Origin of the sequence: Massilia yuzhufengensis (assembly GCF_900112225.1) — a bacterium.
GTDB lineage: Bacteria > Pseudomonadota > Gammaproteobacteria > Burkholderiales > Burkholderiaceae_D > Telluria > Telluria yuzhufengensis.
Genome location: NZ_FOLD01000013.1, coordinates 116,567 through 132,943, shown reverse-complemented (window position 1 = coordinate 132,943; position 16,377 = coordinate 116,567). Strand labels below are relative to the sequence as shown.

The 16,377-nt window shown below is 68.0% G+C and carries 11 protein-coding genes; 8 read left to right on the top strand and 3 right to left on the bottom strand.

Features of this window, described 5'->3' with window-relative positions:
* Positions 1 to 396 precede the first annotated feature (396 nt).
* The 3 genes from BM031_RS12950 to BM031_RS12940 all read right to left on the bottom strand — a co-directional run bounded on the left by BM031_RS12950 (position 397) and on the right by BM031_RS12940 (position 6,075).
* Entirely contained in the window at positions 397 to 1,257 is an 861-nt protein-coding gene (locus BM031_RS12950) for a MaoC family dehydratase (protein ID WP_091874987.1), read from the bottom strand.
* Positions 1,257 to 3,827 carry a cyanophycin synthetase gene (cphA, locus tag BM031_RS12945; protein WP_091874986.1) on the bottom strand — a complete coding sequence of 857 codons (2,571 nt, stop codon included), beginning with the start codon at positions 3,825 to 3,827 and terminating at the stop codon, positions 1,257 to 1,259. The genes BM031_RS12950 and cphA overlap by 1 nt, the downstream gene beginning before the upstream one ends.
* A gap of 70 nt (positions 3,828 to 3,897) precedes the next feature.
* Complete coding sequence (locus BM031_RS12940) at positions 3,898 to 6,075, bottom strand: cyanophycin synthetase (RefSeq protein WP_091874985.1); 2,178 nt, start codon at positions 6,073 to 6,075, stop codon at positions 3,898 to 3,900.
* A 323-nt stretch (positions 6,076 to 6,398) separates the two neighbouring features.
* Here BM031_RS12940 and BM031_RS12935 point away from each other — a divergent pair, with 323 nt between their 5' ends.
* The 8 genes from BM031_RS12935 to BM031_RS12900 all read left to right on the top strand — a co-directional run bounded on the left by BM031_RS12935 (position 6,399) and on the right by BM031_RS12900 (position 16,363).
* On the top strand, positions 6,399 to 8,681 hold the full coding sequence (locus BM031_RS12935; protein WP_091874984.1) for a cyanophycin metabolism-associated ABC transporter: 2,283 nt from the start codon (positions 6,399 to 6,401) through the stop codon (positions 8,679 to 8,681).
* A complete protein-coding gene (locus BM031_RS12930; RefSeq protein WP_177207746.1) occupies positions 8,681 to 9,145 on the top strand; it encodes a cyanophycin metabolism-associated DUF1854 family protein in 465 nt (154 codons plus the stop codon). The genes BM031_RS12935 and BM031_RS12930 overlap by 1 nt, the downstream gene beginning before the upstream one ends.
* 66 nt (positions 9,146 to 9,211) lie before the next feature.
* On the top strand, positions 9,212 to 10,279 hold the full coding sequence (locus BM031_RS12925; RefSeq protein ID WP_091874982.1) for an SDR family oxidoreductase: 1,068 nt from the start codon (positions 9,212 to 9,214) through the stop codon (positions 10,277 to 10,279).
* Positions 10,280 to 10,514: 235 nt separating this feature from the next.
* A complete protein-coding gene (locus BM031_RS12920; protein WP_091874981.1) occupies positions 10,515 to 11,402 on the top strand; it encodes an alpha/beta hydrolase family protein in 888 nt (295 codons plus the stop codon).
* On the top strand, positions 11,389 to 11,829 hold the full coding sequence (locus BM031_RS12915; RefSeq protein ID WP_091874980.1) for a MarR family winged helix-turn-helix transcriptional regulator: 441 nt from the start codon (positions 11,389 to 11,391) through the stop codon (positions 11,827 to 11,829). Before BM031_RS12920 ends, BM031_RS12915 begins: the two co-directional genes overlap by 14 nt.
* 105 nt (positions 11,830 to 11,934) lie before the next feature.
* Positions 11,935 to 12,471 carry a pyridoxamine 5'-phosphate oxidase family protein gene (locus tag BM031_RS12910; RefSeq protein WP_091874979.1) on the top strand — a complete coding sequence of 179 codons (537 nt, stop codon included), beginning with the start codon at positions 11,935 to 11,937 and terminating at the stop codon, positions 12,469 to 12,471.
* 18 nt (positions 12,472 to 12,489) lie between these two features.
* A complete protein-coding gene (locus BM031_RS12905) occupies positions 12,490 to 13,743 on the top strand; it encodes a glycosyltransferase (RefSeq protein ID WP_091874978.1) in 1,254 nt (417 codons plus the stop codon).
* 73 nt (positions 13,744 to 13,816) lie between these two features.
* The gene (locus BM031_RS12900; RefSeq protein WP_091874977.1) at positions 13,817 to 16,363 is read left to right on the top strand and encodes an excinuclease ABC subunit UvrA; all 2,547 of its coding nucleotides are present in this window, start codon (positions 13,817 to 13,819) and stop codon (positions 16,361 to 16,363) included.
* The last annotated feature ends 14 nt before the right edge of the window (positions 16,364 to 16,377 follow it).

Genomic DNA, 16,377 nt, shown 5'->3' with positions numbered 1-16,377 from the left:
AATCGCGAAAAATTTACGTGTCGCTTGGCGTAGGTTCTGGCGTAGCTTTGACGCTTATGCTGATTTCGTCATAGTGGAAGGCACTGATGCATCATTGGTGTGACTTTTTCCGCGGCGCTGTTCTTCAGGGCGGCGGCGTTGATCTCGTTGGGAGCGTTCATTTCTTCGATGGTCGTGCGGCAGCGCAGGGGCAAAGCCAGGACTTGTCATTTTACCGCGTTCGGATAGTTCAGCGCTGCACTTCGCACTTCGGGGTCAGGTCTGACATTTGGACACGAGCCCAGCTGTAGTTTTCATGCACCGGCCACGCAAACGTGAAGGTTCCGATGGCATTCTTGTGGCAGCGCAGCCACGTATGAAATAACTGGAATGTACGGTTGAGATCGTGTCCAAATGTCAGACCTGACCCCGAAGTGTGCAGTTGCCTGTCATGGAAGCTTGGCCACCGGCTTCCACGAGGAATCCGCCAGCGCCGTCCTCGGTGCGCAGCGTGACGAGGCTGCCCAGCATCACCGGGGCGCGGAAGCGGCAGTCGATGTGGGTCGCGTGGCGGCCGCTGGCGTTTTCGAGGGCGGCGCAGCTCGATGCCAGTGTGTGCATGCCGTGGATGATGGGGGCGCCCATGCCCATCAGGCGGGCGCTCCAGGCATACAAGTGGATCGGATTCCAGTCGCCGGAAAGGCGTGCGTAGCGGCGGCCCGAGGCTGCGTCGAGTTGCCATCGCGCCACCGTCGTGCCATGGGGCAGGAACTCGGTTTCTGGCGGTTTCGCGCCGCTGCGCGTGCCGCGCCGGACCAGGTAGGTGCTGGTGCAAGTAAAGATTGGCGCGCCATCGGCGCTGCCGGAGGTCTCGAGCACGCAGCGCAGGGCGCCGCTGGAGGAGGGCGGCAGCAGGCGCAGCACGGTGCGCACCAGCAGCGGCTGGCGCGGCGCGATGCGGCTGTGCGCCACCAGGATGTTGTCCATGTGGACCAGGCCGGCGATCCGGTACGGGAAGGCGGGGTCGAGCATCGTCGCCAGGTGCGCGCGCTGGGCCAGGAGGTACCACCAGGTCAGCGGGACGTGCTCGCCTGTGAAACCGAACGCGGCGCGATAGCGGACGATATCGTCCATCGGGAGCTGGTCGAGCCGGTAGTCGGTCGTGAGCTCCGGCAGCGTGGCTGGATGCGGCTGCGGGCGCTTGAACAGCGCCCGCAGCAAGGTGATAACCCCCATGGCCGGCAGCGCCGGCACATGGGCAAGCGAGGCAGGCGCCATCAGCCTTCGGCGACGCGCTGCTTGATGTGGGCCAGCGCCTCGTCCACCTGGTCGATCAGGATCAGGCACAGGTCGCCCGCCTCCAGGCGCGAGAGGGCGCGGTCGATGGCGACGAATTCGCCATTGATTTCCTCGACGTGGGTGGTGCGGGTGGCGCCGTCGAGGCCGCGGCGCAGCAGCGCGAGCACTTCGCCGTCGGCGCGGCCGCGCTGGCACTGGTCCTGGTAGAGCAGCACTTCGTCGAAGGCCTTGCCGAGGATTTCGGTTTGCTGGGTGATGTCCTGGTCGCGGCGGTCGCCCGCGCCGCTGATGACGACCGAGCGGCGCTTGGCCGGCATCGCTTCCACGGCGTTGGCCAGTGCGGCGATCGCGTCCGGGTTGTGGCCGTAGTCGGCGATCACGGTGGCGCCGCGGTAGTCGAACACGTTGAAGCGGCCGGGCGCGTTGTCGCTCTCGCCGACAAAGGTCTTCAGGCCGAGGCGAATCGCATCCCACGAAATATTCGCTGCCCAGGCGGCGGCGACCGACGCCATGACGTTCTCGACCTGGAAGCCGATGGCGCCGCCACGGGTGATCGGCACCTCGGCGAGCGGCACGCGGTGCTCGACCTTGCCCTGGGCGGCGACCAGTTCGCCGTCATCGACGAACACCACGCGGCGGCCCTGGGCGCGGTGCATCGCCATGATCGGGTTGTTCGCGTCGAGCGCGAAGAAGGTGACGTCGCCGCGGGTGTTCTCGGCCATGGCCGCCACCACCGGGTCGGCGGCGTTGAGCACGGCCATGCCGTTGTCGGCCACGTTCTGCACGATCACGCGTTTTAACACCGCGAGGTCTTCCAGCGTGGTGATGTAGTTCAGGCCGAGGTGGTCGCCGGCGCCGATATTGGTCACCACCGCGACCTGGCAGCGATCGAAGGCCAGGCCTTCGCGCAGCAGGCCGCCGCGCGCGGTTTCGAACACGGCGGCGTCGACGTCCGGATGCAGCAGCACGTTGCGCGCGCTGCGCGGGCCGCTGCAGTCGCCGCTGTCGATGCGGCGGCCTTCGATGTAGACGCCGTCGGTGTTGGTCATGCCGGTGCGCAGGCCCGAGGCGGTGAGCAGGTGGGCGATCAGGCGCACGGTGGTGGTCTTGCCGTTGGTGCCGGTGACGGCCACCACGGGAATGCGGCCGTCGTCGCCGTCGGCGAACAGGGTCGAAACGATCGCCTCGCCGATCGGGCGGCTCTTGCCGAACGAAGGCGACAGGTGCATGCGCAGGCCTGGCGCGGCATTGACTTCGACGATGCCGCCGTTCTGTTCTTCGATGGGTTTGAGCACGCTGTCGCACACCAGGTCGACGCCGCAGATGTCCAGGCCCACCATGTGGGCGGCCGCGATGCAGCGCGCCGCAACCTCAGGGTGGACGTCGTCGGTCACGTCGGTGGCGGTGCCGCCGGTGGACAGGTTGGCGTTATTGCGCAGCACGACGCGCTGGCCCGGGGCCGGGACCGAGTCGGCATCCAGGCCGCGCGCGGCCAGCGTGGCCAGGGCGATGTCGTCGAAGCGGATCTTGGTCAGCGAGGTCGAATGGCCTTCGCCGCGGCGCGGGTCGCGGTTGACCTGTTCCACCAGCTCGCGCACCGACAGCACGCCGTCGCCCACCACGAACGGCGGGTCGCGCCGTGCGGCGGCCACCAGCTTGTCGCCGATCACCAGCAGGCGGTAGTCGTAGCCCGGCAGGTAGCGCTCGACCAGGATGTCGTCGCGGAATTCGCTGGCGGTGTGAAAGCCCGCGACCAGTTCTTCCCTGGTGGTGACGTTGACCGTCACGCCCTTGCCCTGGTTGCCGTCCTTCGGCTTGATCACGACCGGCAGGCCGATCTCCTGGGCCGCAAGCCAGGCGTCTTCCGGGTCGCTCACGCTGCGGCCCATCGGCACCGGCACGCCGGCCGCGTCCAGCAGCTTTTTAGTGAGTTCCTTGTCCTGCGCGATGGTCTCGGCGATGGCGCCGGTGGCGTCGATCTCGGCGGCCTGGATGCGGCGCTGGCGGCTGCCCCAGCCGAACATCACCAGGCTGCCTTCGGTGAGGCGGCGGAACGGGATGTTGCGGGCAACGGCAGCCTGCACGATCGACCCGGTGGAAGGGCCCAGGCGCACGTCTTCGTCGACCTCGCGCAGGCGCGCCAGGGCGCCGGCCAGGTCGAAGGCGGTATCGTTGCGGGCGGCATTGCACAGTTCCTGCGCCAGCTCCATGGCCAGGCGGCCCACGTCTTCTTCGCTGTATTCGACCACCACCTGATAGACGCCGGCTTCCAGCGTCGCGGTGCTGCGGCTGAAGGTGACCGGGCAGCCGGCTTCGGCCTGCAGCGCCAGCGCGGCGCGCTCGAGCACCTGGGCCATCGGGATGCGGTCGTCATGGCCCATCGGCTGCAGGTGGCCCACTTGCGGGAAGCGCGCGCGCAGGCGCGCCTCGAAGCCGGGCAGGGCGCCGATCGATTCTTCCTCGGGCGTGCAGGCGACGATCGCCTCCACGGACGTGTGATGGCTCCAGAGGTTGGGACCACGCAGGGCCCGTACGCGAGATACTTCCATAAACCGTCAATCCTTTCGGGGCGCCAGGTGGGTGGCGCCTTGGCCCGAGCGCAAGGCCGGGCCGTTCTTATTAATGAGCCGACTTCTTCGGGGTGGCGTCGAAGGCGCGCAGGCCGCCGCAGATCAGGTCTGCCGGCACGCCCAGCGCCCATGCCGCGGCCACTGCCGCCAGCACGCTGTCCGGATGTTTCACGGTGGCGGGCGGGATCTTCGACAGGTCGAGCAGCACGTGTTCTTCGTCGAAGCCCTCGGCCAGCACGATGTGGTTGTCGCGCACGAAGACCACGCGTTCGCCTTCGGCGCGGTGGTTCGCCACGACGCCGTTGTTTTCGTCCAGCGCGTAGAAGATCACGCGGCCGTCGCACAGTTCGGCCAGCGCCGCCACCGCGTCGTTAGCGGCGTTCAGCACGGCGGTGCCTTCCGGCAGGATCACGTCGACCTGGCTGCGGATGACGGTTTCCAGCGCGTCCTGGTCGCGCACGTGGAATTCGGCCAGGCCGGCCAGGCCTTCCATGTCGGTGACGATGCCCACGGTGCAGCGGTCGTAGGGCAGGCCCTCGGACAGGATCGAGCGCGCGTTCGACTCGAACACGGCGGTTTCCACGGTGCGGTTGATCAGGAGACGCTGGCCGGCGTCGAAGCCCGTGGCGTCGCGGCTGGTGACCTGGCGCGCGTCCAGGTACAGGCCTTCGCCATTAGCCACGCCGACGTGCTTGCCGGTGATGTGCACCAGGCAGCCGACCAGGCGCGCGATCAGGCTGGTGCCGAGGGTGCCGGTGACGCCCACCACCGGGATGCGGCCGCTCTCGTCCTGCGCGAACAAATGGTCGACGATCGCCTTGCCGACGTTGCGCGGCGTGCCGCTGGCCGGCTTGATGTGGGCCAGCAGGCCGGGACTGGAATTGACTTCGATGATGGCGCCGCGCTGCTGCGCCAGCGGTTTGCTGATGTCGTCGGTGACCAGGTCGATGCCGGCGATGTCGAGGCCGACGATGCGCGCGGCCAGGGCCGCCATGTGCGCCACCTCGGGGTGCATCAGGTCGGTGACGTCGTCGGCCACATTGCCGTTCACCTGGATCAGCACTTTCTGGCCGGCCTGGGGCACCGATTCGGGCGTGAGGCCCTGGCGCTTCAGGTCCAGCACGATCTCGTCGTCGTGCGGGGTGACGCGGCCAAGCGGGTGCTCTTCGCTCTCGCCGCGGCGCGGATCGGTGTTGATCTGGCTGTCGCACAAAGCGATGACGTTCGATTCGCCGTCGCCCGTCACCCACAGCGATTCGCCGCGCGCGGCGGCCACCACCTGGCGGCCCACCACCAGCAGGCGGTGTTCGTTCCCTGGAATGAAGCGCTCGACCAGCACCGCGCTGCTGTCGCCGGCTTCCGAGGCGATCGCGTAGGCGGTGCGCACTTCGGCCTCGGTCATGAGGTTCAGCGTCACGCCGCGGCCATGGTTGCCGTCGACCGGCTTGACCACCACCGGCAGGCCGATGTCCTGCGCTTCTTCCCACGCTTGCTCGGCGCTGCGCACCAGGGCGCCTTCCGGCACCGGCACGCCGCAGGAGGCCAGCAGGGTCTTGGTCAGGTCCTTGTCGCTGGCGATGCCTTCGCCGATCGCGCTGGTGCGGTCGGTCTCGGCGGTCCAGATGCGGCGCTGCGCGGCGCCGTGGCCCAGCTGCACCAGGTTGCCCTCGGTGAGGCGGATCGACGGGATGCGGCGGTCGGTGGCGGCATCGACGATGTGCGCGGTCGACGGCCCCAGGCAGTAGCGGTCCACAAGGTCGGTGAGGCGCTGCACCGTGGCGGGCATGTCGAAGGGGGTGTCGTTGATGGCGGCCATGATCAGGGCGTGGCCGGCTTCGAGGGCGGCGCGGCCCACGACTTCGTCGCGGGTGCGGAAGGCCATCTTGTAGACGCCGTGTTCGCCAGTAGAGCGGGTCTTGCCGAAACCGGTCTTCATGCCGGCCAGGTTTTGCAGCTCCAGCACGATGTGCTCGAGGATGTGGCCGGCCCAGGTGCCGCCACGCAGGCGTTCGAGGAAGCCGCCTTCGTGGCCGACGCCGCAGCGGTGCACGGCCAGGCCCGGGAGCCAGGCGACCAGCCGGTCGGTGAAGCCGGGCAGGGTGTTGGAGGGGCATTCTTCCAGTTCGCCGATGTCGAGCCAGGCTTCGATCACAGGCCGGTAGGTCCAGATGTTCGGGCCGCGCAGATGGGTCACGCGGAGGAACTTGATGTCGTTCTTCTTGGTCATGAAAAAATGTCTTTGCCGACTGCGGGCTTCCTCGCGCCGCCGGCGTTACCTTTGGTTGCCTGCCTGTCGCTACGGTACCCAAAGCCGGGGTTCCGCAGCGCACATCATGTATACTTGCCGGCCCGAAGCTTACCGTGCCGAAACGTTTTCTGCCAGTTGGCTGATCTTTGCTGCCCTTTCCTGTCATCCAAAAGATACGCAAGAACGTTGTATCCGTTTGTGGAGCGTTTCACGCAAACGGGTATCCCGGCAGTCCTGCACTTGCCGAGCCGGCAATCTTGCACTCCCCACCAGAACCAATGCCTGGAATTCGGGCGCAATACATGACAACTCAACAACTTGCTATTCCGTCGTCCCTGGCGGTCAGCGCCGGCGCCTTGCCCGAACATTGGCAAAATGACGTTGCGAAACAGCTTGCACCAGGGGAAAACGTTTTGACCAGCGTCGAGGTTGACCTCGATGTGAAATTACGTTTCAACAAGGGCCTGGTGGCCGTGACCAACCGCCGCCTGCTGGCCAAGGCCCCGGGCGAGAGCAACTGGCGCGACTGGTCCTACCGCCCCGGCCTCACGCTGCTGCACCATGACCACGCCGGCGTCGGCCACCTGGAACTGGTCGACCAGCACGGCCTGCTGGCCGCCTGGCGCTTCACCCTGGCCCAGAACCTGCACGCCACCCGCGTGGTCGACCACTTCAACGACCAGGCCCGTGCGCAGGCCACCGGGGTGCCGGTCGCGGCGCCCGACCAGCACACCTGCCCGAGTTGCAAGGCGCCGCTGGAAGCCGACGACGCCGAATGCGCCGTGTGCGCCAAGGTGCTGCACACCCCGCCGTCCACCTGGACCCTGTTCCGCCTGTGGCGCTTCGCCAGGCCGTACAAGGGCCAGTTGCTGGTCGGTTTCCTGCTGATGCTCGGGTCGACGGCGGCGCACATGATCCCGCCCTACCTCACCAAGCCGCTGATGGACAACGTCCTGATCCCATACCAGAACGGCCAGTCGATCGACGTCTCGCTCGTCTATTTATATATGGGAGGACTGTTCGGCGCCTCGATGCTGGCCTGGGCGCTGGGCTGGGGCAAGACCTACGTGCTGGCGCTGGCCTCCGAGCGCATCAGCGCCGACCTGCGCTCGACCACCTATGAACACCTGCTGCGCCTCTCGCTCGAATTTTTCGGCGGCAAACGCACCGGCGACCTGATGTCGCGCATCGGCAGCGGCTCGGATCGCATCAGTGTCTTCCTGTCGCTGCACCTGCTCGACTTTCTGTCGGACGTCCTCCTGATCATCATGACGGGCGTGATCCTGTTCAGCATGAACCCGTGGCTGGCGCTGGTCACCCTGGTGCCGCTGCCCTTCATCGCCTGGATGATCCACGTGGTGCGCGACCGCCTGCGCACCGGCTTCGAGAAGATCGACCGGGTCTGGGGCGAAGTCACCAACGTGCTGGCCGATACGATTCCCGGCATCCGCGTGGTCAAGGCCTTCGCCCAGGAAAAGCGCGAAGCCGCCCGCTTCCGCGAAGCGAATAAACACAACCTGCACGTCAACGACAAGTTGAACAAGGTCTGGTCGCTGTTCTCGCCGACCGTCTCGCTGCTGACGGAGCTGGGCCTGCTGGTCATCTGGTGCTTCGGCATCTGGCAAGTGTCGCAGGGCGACATCACGGTGGGCACGCTGTCGGCCTTCATCGCCTACAGCGGCCGCTTCTACGTCAAGCTCGATTCGATGAGCCGCATCGTCTCGGTGACGCAAAAATCGGCATCGGCGGCCAAGCGCATCTTCGACATCCTCGACCACGTCTCGAGCGTGCCGGACCCGGTCAATCCAGTGAAGGTGGCCAAGGTGTCGGGCAATATCGAGCTGCGCGAAGTCGGTTTCCGCTACGGTAACCGCGCCGTCAACCGCGGCATCTCGCTCAACATCAAGGCCGGCGAGATGGTCGGCCTGGTGGGCCATTCGGGCTCGGGCAAGAGCACGCTGGTCAACCTGATCTGCCGCTTCTACGACGTGGCCGAAGGCGCGATTTTGCTCGATGGCGTCGATATCCGCAGCTTCGCGGTGGCCGACTACCGCCGCAACATCGGCCTGGTGCTGCAGGAGCCCTTCCTGTTCTTCGGGACCATCGCCGAGAACATCGCCTATGGCAAGCCGGGCGCGAGCCGCGAAGAGATCATCGCCTCGGCCCGCGCGGCGCACGCTCACGAGTTCATCCTGCGCCTGCCGCAGGGCTACGACTCGATGGTGGGCGAGCGCGGCCAGGGCCTGTCGGGGGGCGAGCGCCAGCGCATCTCGATCGCGCGCGCGCTGCTGATCGACCCGCCGATCCTGATCCTCGATGAAGCGACATCCTCGGTGGACTCGGAAACCGAGAAAGAAATCCAGAAGGCGCTCGACAACCTGGTCAAGGGCCGCACCACGATCGCCATCGCCCACCGCCTGTCCACCCTGCACCGGGCCGACCGCCTGGTGGTGCTGGACCGCGGCGTGGTGGTGGAAGAAGGCAACCACGACGAGCTGATGGCGCGCGAAGGCGCCTATCACCGCCTCTACGAAGCACAGGCGCGCAACGTGGACCAGGACCCGGACGACGACAAGGACGATTGATGACGACTTTTACTTTGCGCCGCGACAGCTTCGGCAAGCTGGTGCTCACCACTGCCGAAGGCGAAGAACACGTGGGCGTCATCCCGGTGCGCGCCTTCCCGATCCAGGCGCCCACGCGCGGCATCTCGCTGGTGCGCGAGGGCGGCAAGGAAGTGGCCTGGATCGACGACCTGGCCGAGATGCCGGAACAGGTGCGCAGCCTGGTGCAGGAAGAGATCGAAGGGCGCGAGTTCATCCCCGAGATCCTGCACATCAAGGATGTGTCGAGCTTTGCCACGCCCTGCACCTGGTACGTGAAGACCGACCGCGGCGACACCGAGTTCGTGCTCAAGGTCGACGAGGACATCCGCCGCGTCGGCGAGGCCTCGCTGCTGGTGGCGGACAACCACGGCATCAACTTCCTGGTCCGCGATATGTTCCACATCGATAAGCACAGCCGCAAGATCCTCGACCGCTTCCTCTGAGGTCCTGAACCACGCGCTTGCCCTGGCCATGCTATGGTCTTCCTTCGATTGGAATGGGAGGCGGCAATGGCAAGGACAGCACTGGTAGTAGGCGTGAGCGGCATCGGCGGCAACCATACGGCGCGGGCCCTGGTGGCCGAGGGCTGGACCGTGTACGGGCTGGCGCGCCGGCCGGGCAATAGCATCGACGGCGTGATCCCGGTGGCGGCCGACCTGCTCGACGAGGCCGGCCTGGCCGCGGCGCTGGCGGATGTGGCGCCGACCCACGTCTTCATCACCACCTGGATGCGCCAGGCCACCGAGGCCGAAAACATCCGCGTCAACGCGGCCATGGTGCGCAACCTGCTGGCGGCGCTATCGCGCCGCAAGTCCCTGCGCCATGTGGCGCTGGTCACCGGCCTCAAACACTATCTCGGCCCTTTCGAGGCCTATGCCGCAGCCGGCACGCTGCCCGACACCCCGCTGCGCGAGAGCCAGCCGCGCCTGCCGGTGGAAAACTTCTACTACGCGCAGGAAGACGAAGTCTATGCGGCCGCGGAGCGCGACCGCTTCACCTGGACCATCCACCGTCCGCATACGGTCATCGGCCTGGCCGTCGGCAACGCCATGAACCTCGGCACTACCCTGGCGGTGTACGCAAGCATCTGCAAGGAAACCGGGCGTCCATTCCAGTTTCCAGGCTCAAGCGCCCAGTGGAGCGGCCTGTCCGACGTCACCGATGCGCGTATGCTGGCCAGGCAGCTGGTGTGGGCGGCCGATACGGACGCCGCGCGCAACGAAGCATTCAATATTGTGAACGGCGACCTGTTCCGCTGGAGCTGGCTGTGGGGGAGGCTGGCCGACTGGTTCGGGGTGGAAGCGGCCGGCTTCAACGGCGCGGTGCAGCCGCTGGAGGCGGCGATGGCGAACGACCACGCCCTGTGGCGCGACATCGCACTTCGCCACGGCCTGGTGGAGCCCGACCTCGATCGCCTGGCCTCGCCATGGCATACGGACCTTGACCTGGGACGGCCGATCGAGGTCATGACGGACATGGCGCGCAGCCGCAAGCTGGGGTTTACGGCTTACCAGGCGACGGATGAGTCGTTTGTCGATTTGTTTGGGCAGTTGAGGTCGATGCGCTTGATTCCGTAGGCTCCTCCGATCATTTACGTAGCAGTAAGACCGTCGCTCCCGCGAAGGCGGGAGCCTGAGTTTTGCGCAAGCCACGTTTGCGCGCAGCGGACCCTCACGCAAACTTGGAGGGAATGACGTTCATCGGTTAACGATGAAAGCGAGCGCCGCCTCACTCACCCTCTTGCTTCCTTTGGCCGATTGCGCGGCTGTCCCCCCAATGCTAAAGTCGTTAACACGTTAACGATGTATGCATATGAACCCCGAACATCTCTCCATCCCCGCCGGCCGCATCCCCATTGAAGCGACCTGCTGGTCCGTCCCCGGCGCCGCCGCCACGGTCGTGCTGCACCCGGCCACCGCCGTCACGCAAACCTATTACGAACCCTTCGCCGCCTGGATGGCCGGGCAGGGATTCAACGTCGTTACCTACGACTACCGCGGCATCGGCCGCTCGCGCCCGCACAGCCTGCGCGGCATGCGCGTCACGATGTCGGACTGGATGGACAAGGACGTGGCGATCGCCACCCGCTGGGCCGAGGCACGCTTTCCCGGCCTGCCGCTGCTGGCGCTGGGGCATAGCGTGGGCGGCCATGCGATCGGCCTGTCGCCGGAGACCGCCCGCCTGCGCGCGGCCGTGCTGGTGGCGTCGCATGCGGGCGCGAGCCGCACCGTGCGCGGGTTTGGCGAGCGGCTGCGGGTGCGTTTCATGCTGCGGGTGCTGGCGCCGGTGCTGTGCGCGCTGTTCGGCTACATGCCGGGACGCCGATTCGGGCTGGGCGAAGACCTGCCGCGCGGCGTCATGCTGCAGTGGGCCAGCTGGACCGCACTGCCGCGCTACTTCTTCGACGACCCCAAGGTGGACGCCGCGCGGCGCATGGCGCGCGTGACGATCCCGCTGCTGGTGCTGGGCTTCGACGACGATCCGTGGGCCAACCCGCAGGCGGTCGACATGCTGGTGTCACACCTGGCCGGGGCGCGGATCGAACGGCGCAACATCGATCCGCGCGCGGCGGGCGTGCCGGCGCTAGGGCACATGGGCTTTTTCCGGCGGCGCTGCGAGCCGGTGCTGTGGAAGCAGGTGGCCAACTGGCTGCACGTCCACGCGCAGCAGGCGGAGGTGGCGCGCCATGCGGGGGGCTAAACCCCGCTTCGCCCAGCTGCTCAATCGTGCGCAGCGCTCGCTCCAGCGCTGGATCGAGGCGCGTCCCGGCGCCTGGGACGGCATCAGCGCGGCCCAGGTCGGCCTGCTGTTCGTGCTGCGCTCGCGCGGCGAGGCGGCGATCGGCGAGATCGCCCAGGAGCTGGGGGTGGCGCCGGCGGCAGTCACCAACCTGTCCAAGCGCATGCAGGCGGCCGGGCTGGTGGAGCGGGTGGCCGATGCCGGCGACGCGCGCCTGACCCGGCTGCGCATGACCGGGCAGGGTCTCGGCGCCAGCGCGCGCGCCGGCGAAGTGCTGGTGGAGCTCAACGCACGCCTGGCCGACGGCTTCACCCAGGAAGAACTGCAGACGGTCGCGCGCTGGCTGGCGCAGGCGGCGGCCCTGGCGCCGGGCGCGCCGCAGGAATGACCGGACGCGCCCGTATTTACCGTTAGTGTTAGTGTGCCAACATACCGTTTGGTGCATCGCAGGTAGAGTGTTTCTTAACGGCCACCCTGGCCTAAGGGAGACCTTATGGATTCAATCAATCGTAACCAGCCAGAACAGAACCGCCTCGACCTGAGCGGACCCGAAGCGGTACAGCGGCTCAAGGACATCGTGGATGACGCGGACACGTGTTTCTTCGTGACGCAGGGGGGCATCGGGCCGAACCGCGGCATGCGCCCGATGAGCGTGCGCGAGGCGGACGATTCCGGCCAGCTGTGGTTCCTGAGCGCCAGCGACAGCCACAAGAACAAGGAACTGGCGGCCAACCCGGCGGTCAAGCTCTACTTCCAGAGGGGTTCGCACTCCGGCTTCCTCGAGGTCGAGGGCTATGCGGACGTGCTCACCGACCGCGAGCGCATTCACGAGCTGTGGAATTTCATGCTCAAGACCTGGTTCACCGAAGGCGAGGACGATCCGCGCGTGACGGTCATCCGCTTCATCCCGCGCCGCGGCTACTACTGGGACAACAAGCACGGCGACGCGGTCGCCGGCGCGAAAGTGATGGTCGGCGCCGTCATCGGCAAGACACTGGACGACTCGATCGAAGGCACGCTCACTTTCTGATCCTTGCCCGGCCACGCCATGTCTCCGGTCCACTTCGTCGTTGTCACCATCGGTTCGGCCGGCGACCTGTTCCCCTTCATGCGCGTGGCGCTGGCAGTGCACGGCGCCGGCCACCGCGTGACCATGCTGGGGCCGCAACAGCACGCGCCCTTCGTGGCGCAGGCCGGACTGGCGTTCCACGGCCTGCCGGCCGACGACGCGGTGCTCGACCATCCCGACCTGTGGCACCCGACCCGCGGCCTGGCCGTGGTCTGGCGTGCGACCCGCCCGGCCATGGCGCTGATCCCCGGCTTCGTGGCCGCGCTGCCCGCCGGGGAGCGCATCGTGCTGCTGGCCCATCCGCTGGCCCTGCCCGAGGCCGACCTGTGCCGCGCCGGCCGTCCTGGCCTGAAGGTGGCGGCGGCCTACCTGGCGCCATCGAACCTGCCGACCGTGCACGACCCGCTGATGCTGGGGCCGTGGGCGGTGCCGCGCTGGGTGCCGCTGGCGGCGCGGCGCTGGCTGTGGCGCAGCCTGGGCGAACGCCTCATCAACCAGGTAGCGCTGCCCGATGTGAACGCGGCGCGGGCGACCCACGGCCTGGCCCCAGTGGCGGACCTGGTCGAGCACATCGTGCGCGTGCCGGACCTGTCGGTCACCCTGTTCCCGGAATGGTTCGCACCCACCCAGCCCGACTGGCCCCAGCCCATGCTGCGCGCCGGCTTCCCGCTCTACGACCCCAACCCGCATGCCGGGCTGGCGCCGGAGATCGCCCGCTTCATCGAGGCTGGCGCGCCGCCGGTGGTGTTCACGCCGGGCACCGGCAATCGCCAGGCGGCCTACTATTTCCGCTGCGCGCTGGCGGCCTGCGCGCGGCGCGGCCTGCGCGCGATCTTCCTGACGCCGCACCGCGGGCAGCTGCCGGCCCACCTGCCGTCGCCCGTGCTGTGGCAAGACTACGTGCCGCTGCGCGCTTTGCTGCCGCACGTGGCCGCGCTGGTGCACCACGGCGGCATCGGCACCACCGCCGAAGCGCTGCGCGCCGGCACGCCGCAACTGGTGGTGCCGCTGGCCCACGACCAGTTCGACAACGCCGCGCGAGTTAGGGCGCTCGGCGTGGGCGCCAGCCTGCGCGCGGCGCGGCTGGCGCCGGGCCCCCTGGCCGGCGCCCTGGGCCGGGTTGCGGGCGCAGCTGTCGCCTCGCGGGCCAAGGAAGTCAGCCGTCGCTTCCGCGCGCCGGACGGCATCGACAGCGTGGTTGCGCGCCTGGCCGCCCTCGCGGATCATCCTTAACTGTTCGAAAGCGCACAGTCGGGCCGGCGCTTGCGGGGGAGAATGGCCCATCGACCATGATGGCGGGGATGGCATGCGCAACAAAGACAAGGTGACCTCAGGCGCAGGCGAAAGCCACGTCGGTTTCGTCCGGGTGCGCGGCGCCCGCGAACACAACCTCAAGAACGTCGACGTCGACATCCCGCGCGGGGCGCTGGTGGTGTTCACCGGCGTGTCGGGCTCGGGCAAGTCCTCGCTGGCCTTCGGCACGCTGTACGCGGAAGCCCAGCGGCGCTACCTGGAATCGGTGTCGCCCTACGCGCGCCGGCTGTTCCACCAGATGCCGGTGCCGGAAGTCGACGAGATCGACGGCCTGCCGCCGGCGGTAGCGCTGCAGCAGCAGCGCGGCTCGCCCACCGCGCGCTCCTCGGTCGGCAGCGTCAGCACGCTGTCGAATTCCCTGCGCATGCTGTATTCGCGCGCCGGCGACTATCCGGCGGGGCAGGAGCTGCTCTACGCCGAATCGTTTTCGCCGAATACCCCGGAAGGCGCCTGCCCCGAGTGCTCGGGCCTGGGCCGCGTGTATGAAGTGACCGAACAGTCGCTGGTGCCGGACGATACGCTGACTATCCGCGAGCGCGCGGTGGCGGCCTGGCCGCCGGCCTGGCATGGCCAGAACCTGCGCGACATCCTGGTGACGATGGGCTACGACGTCGACACGCCCTGGCGCGAGCTGCCCAAAAAAGACCGCGACTGGATCCTGTTCACCGACGAGACCCCGTCGGTTCCCGTGTATGCGGGCCTGACGCCCAGGGAAACCAAGGCGGCGCTCAGGCGCAAGGACACGCCGAGCTACCAGGGCACGTTTACGGGCGCGCGGCGCTATGTGCTGCAGACCTTCGCCAATACCGAGAGCGCCTCGATGAAGAAGCGCGTGGCGCGCTACATGGTCAGTACCGAATGCCCGCTGTGCCGCGGCAAGCGGCTGCGCCAGGAAGCGTTGTCGGTGACCTTCGCCGGCATCGACATCATGGACCTGTCGCGCATGCCGCTGGCGCGGCTGTCCGAGCTGCTCGGGCCCTACGCGGCCGGCACCGCCAAGACCGACAAATTGCGCGCCCGCGAACATCCGGAGCAGATGATCGTCACCCAGCGCATCGCCGAAGACCTGTGCGCGCGCCTGGGCGTGCTGCTCGACCTGGGCCTGGGCTACCTGGCGCTGGACCGCAGCACGCCGACGCTCTCGCCGGGCGAATTGCAGCGCCTGCGCCTGGCCACCCAGGTGCGCTCGAACCTGTTCGGCGTGGTCTACGTGCTCGACGAACCTTCGGCCGGCCTGCACCCGGCCGACACCGAAGCCCTGCTCGACGCGCTGGCCCAGCTGAAGGCGGCCGGCAATTCGCTGTTCGTGGTCGAGCACGCGCTGGACGTGATCCGCCAGGCCGACTGGATCGTCGACGTCGGCCCCGCGGCGGGGGAGAAGGGCGGGCAGGTGCTCTACAGCGGCGTGCCGCAGGGCCTGAAGAAGGTGGCCGACTCGCAGACCCGCCGCTACCTGTTCGACGAACTCCCGCTGCCGCGCCGCACCCCGCGCGAACCGAGCGGCTGGCTGCGCCTGGAGGGTGTGAGCCGCAACAACCTGCACGGGTTGGACGCGCAGTTCCCGCTCGGGGTGCTCAGCGCCGTCACCGGGGTGTCCGGCTCCGGCAAATCGAGCCTGGTCAGCCAGGTGCTGGTGGAGCTGGTCGCCGCGGCACTCGGCCACGCGGCGCCGGAAGCGGAAGCCGAAGCCGAGGAACCTGGCCTGGAACAGGATGCCGTCCTGCCGCTGGAAGGGCGCATCGTGGCCGGCATGGAAGGCGTGCGGCGCATGGTGCGGGTCGACCAGAAGCCGATCGGCCGCACCCCGCGCTCCAACCTGGCGACCTATACCGGCCTGTTCGACCAGGTGCGCAAGCTGTTCGCCGCCACGCCCGACGCGAAAAAGCGCCGCTACGACGCCGGGCGCTTCTCGTTCAATGTCGCCAAGGGCCGCTGCGAGCACTGCGCCGGCGAAGGTTTCGTGATGGTCGAGCTGCTGTTCCTGCCGAGCGTGTACGCGCCTTGCCCGACCTGCGAGGGCGCGCGCTACAACGCCAAGACGCTGGAGGTGCGCTACCGCGGCCGCAACATCGCCGAGGTGCTGGGCATGACGGTGGGCGAGGCGATTGCCTTCTTCGAAGGCGAGCCGCTGGTCGAGCGCGCGCTGGAGGTGCTGCGCGAAGTGGGCCTGGATTACCTGCGCCTGGGCCAGCCGGCCACCGAACTGTCGGGCGGCGAGGCCCAGCGCATCAAGCTGGCGTCGGAACTGCAGCGCGCCGGCCGCGGCAACACCCTGTACGTGCTGGACGAGCCGACCACCGGCCTGCACCCGCGCGACGCCGACCGCCTGGTGCTGCAGCTCAATCGCCTGGTCGATGCCGGCAATACCGTGATCGTGGTCGAGCACACGATGCGCGTGGTGGCGGGCTGCGACTGGGTGATCGACGTCGGACCGGGGGCCGGCGACGAAGGCGGGAAGCTGGTCTGCGCCGGGCCGCCGGACGAGGTGGCAGCCTGCAAGGCCAGCCGCACGGCGCCTTACCTGGCGAAACACCTTTAATATTTTCGTATTGA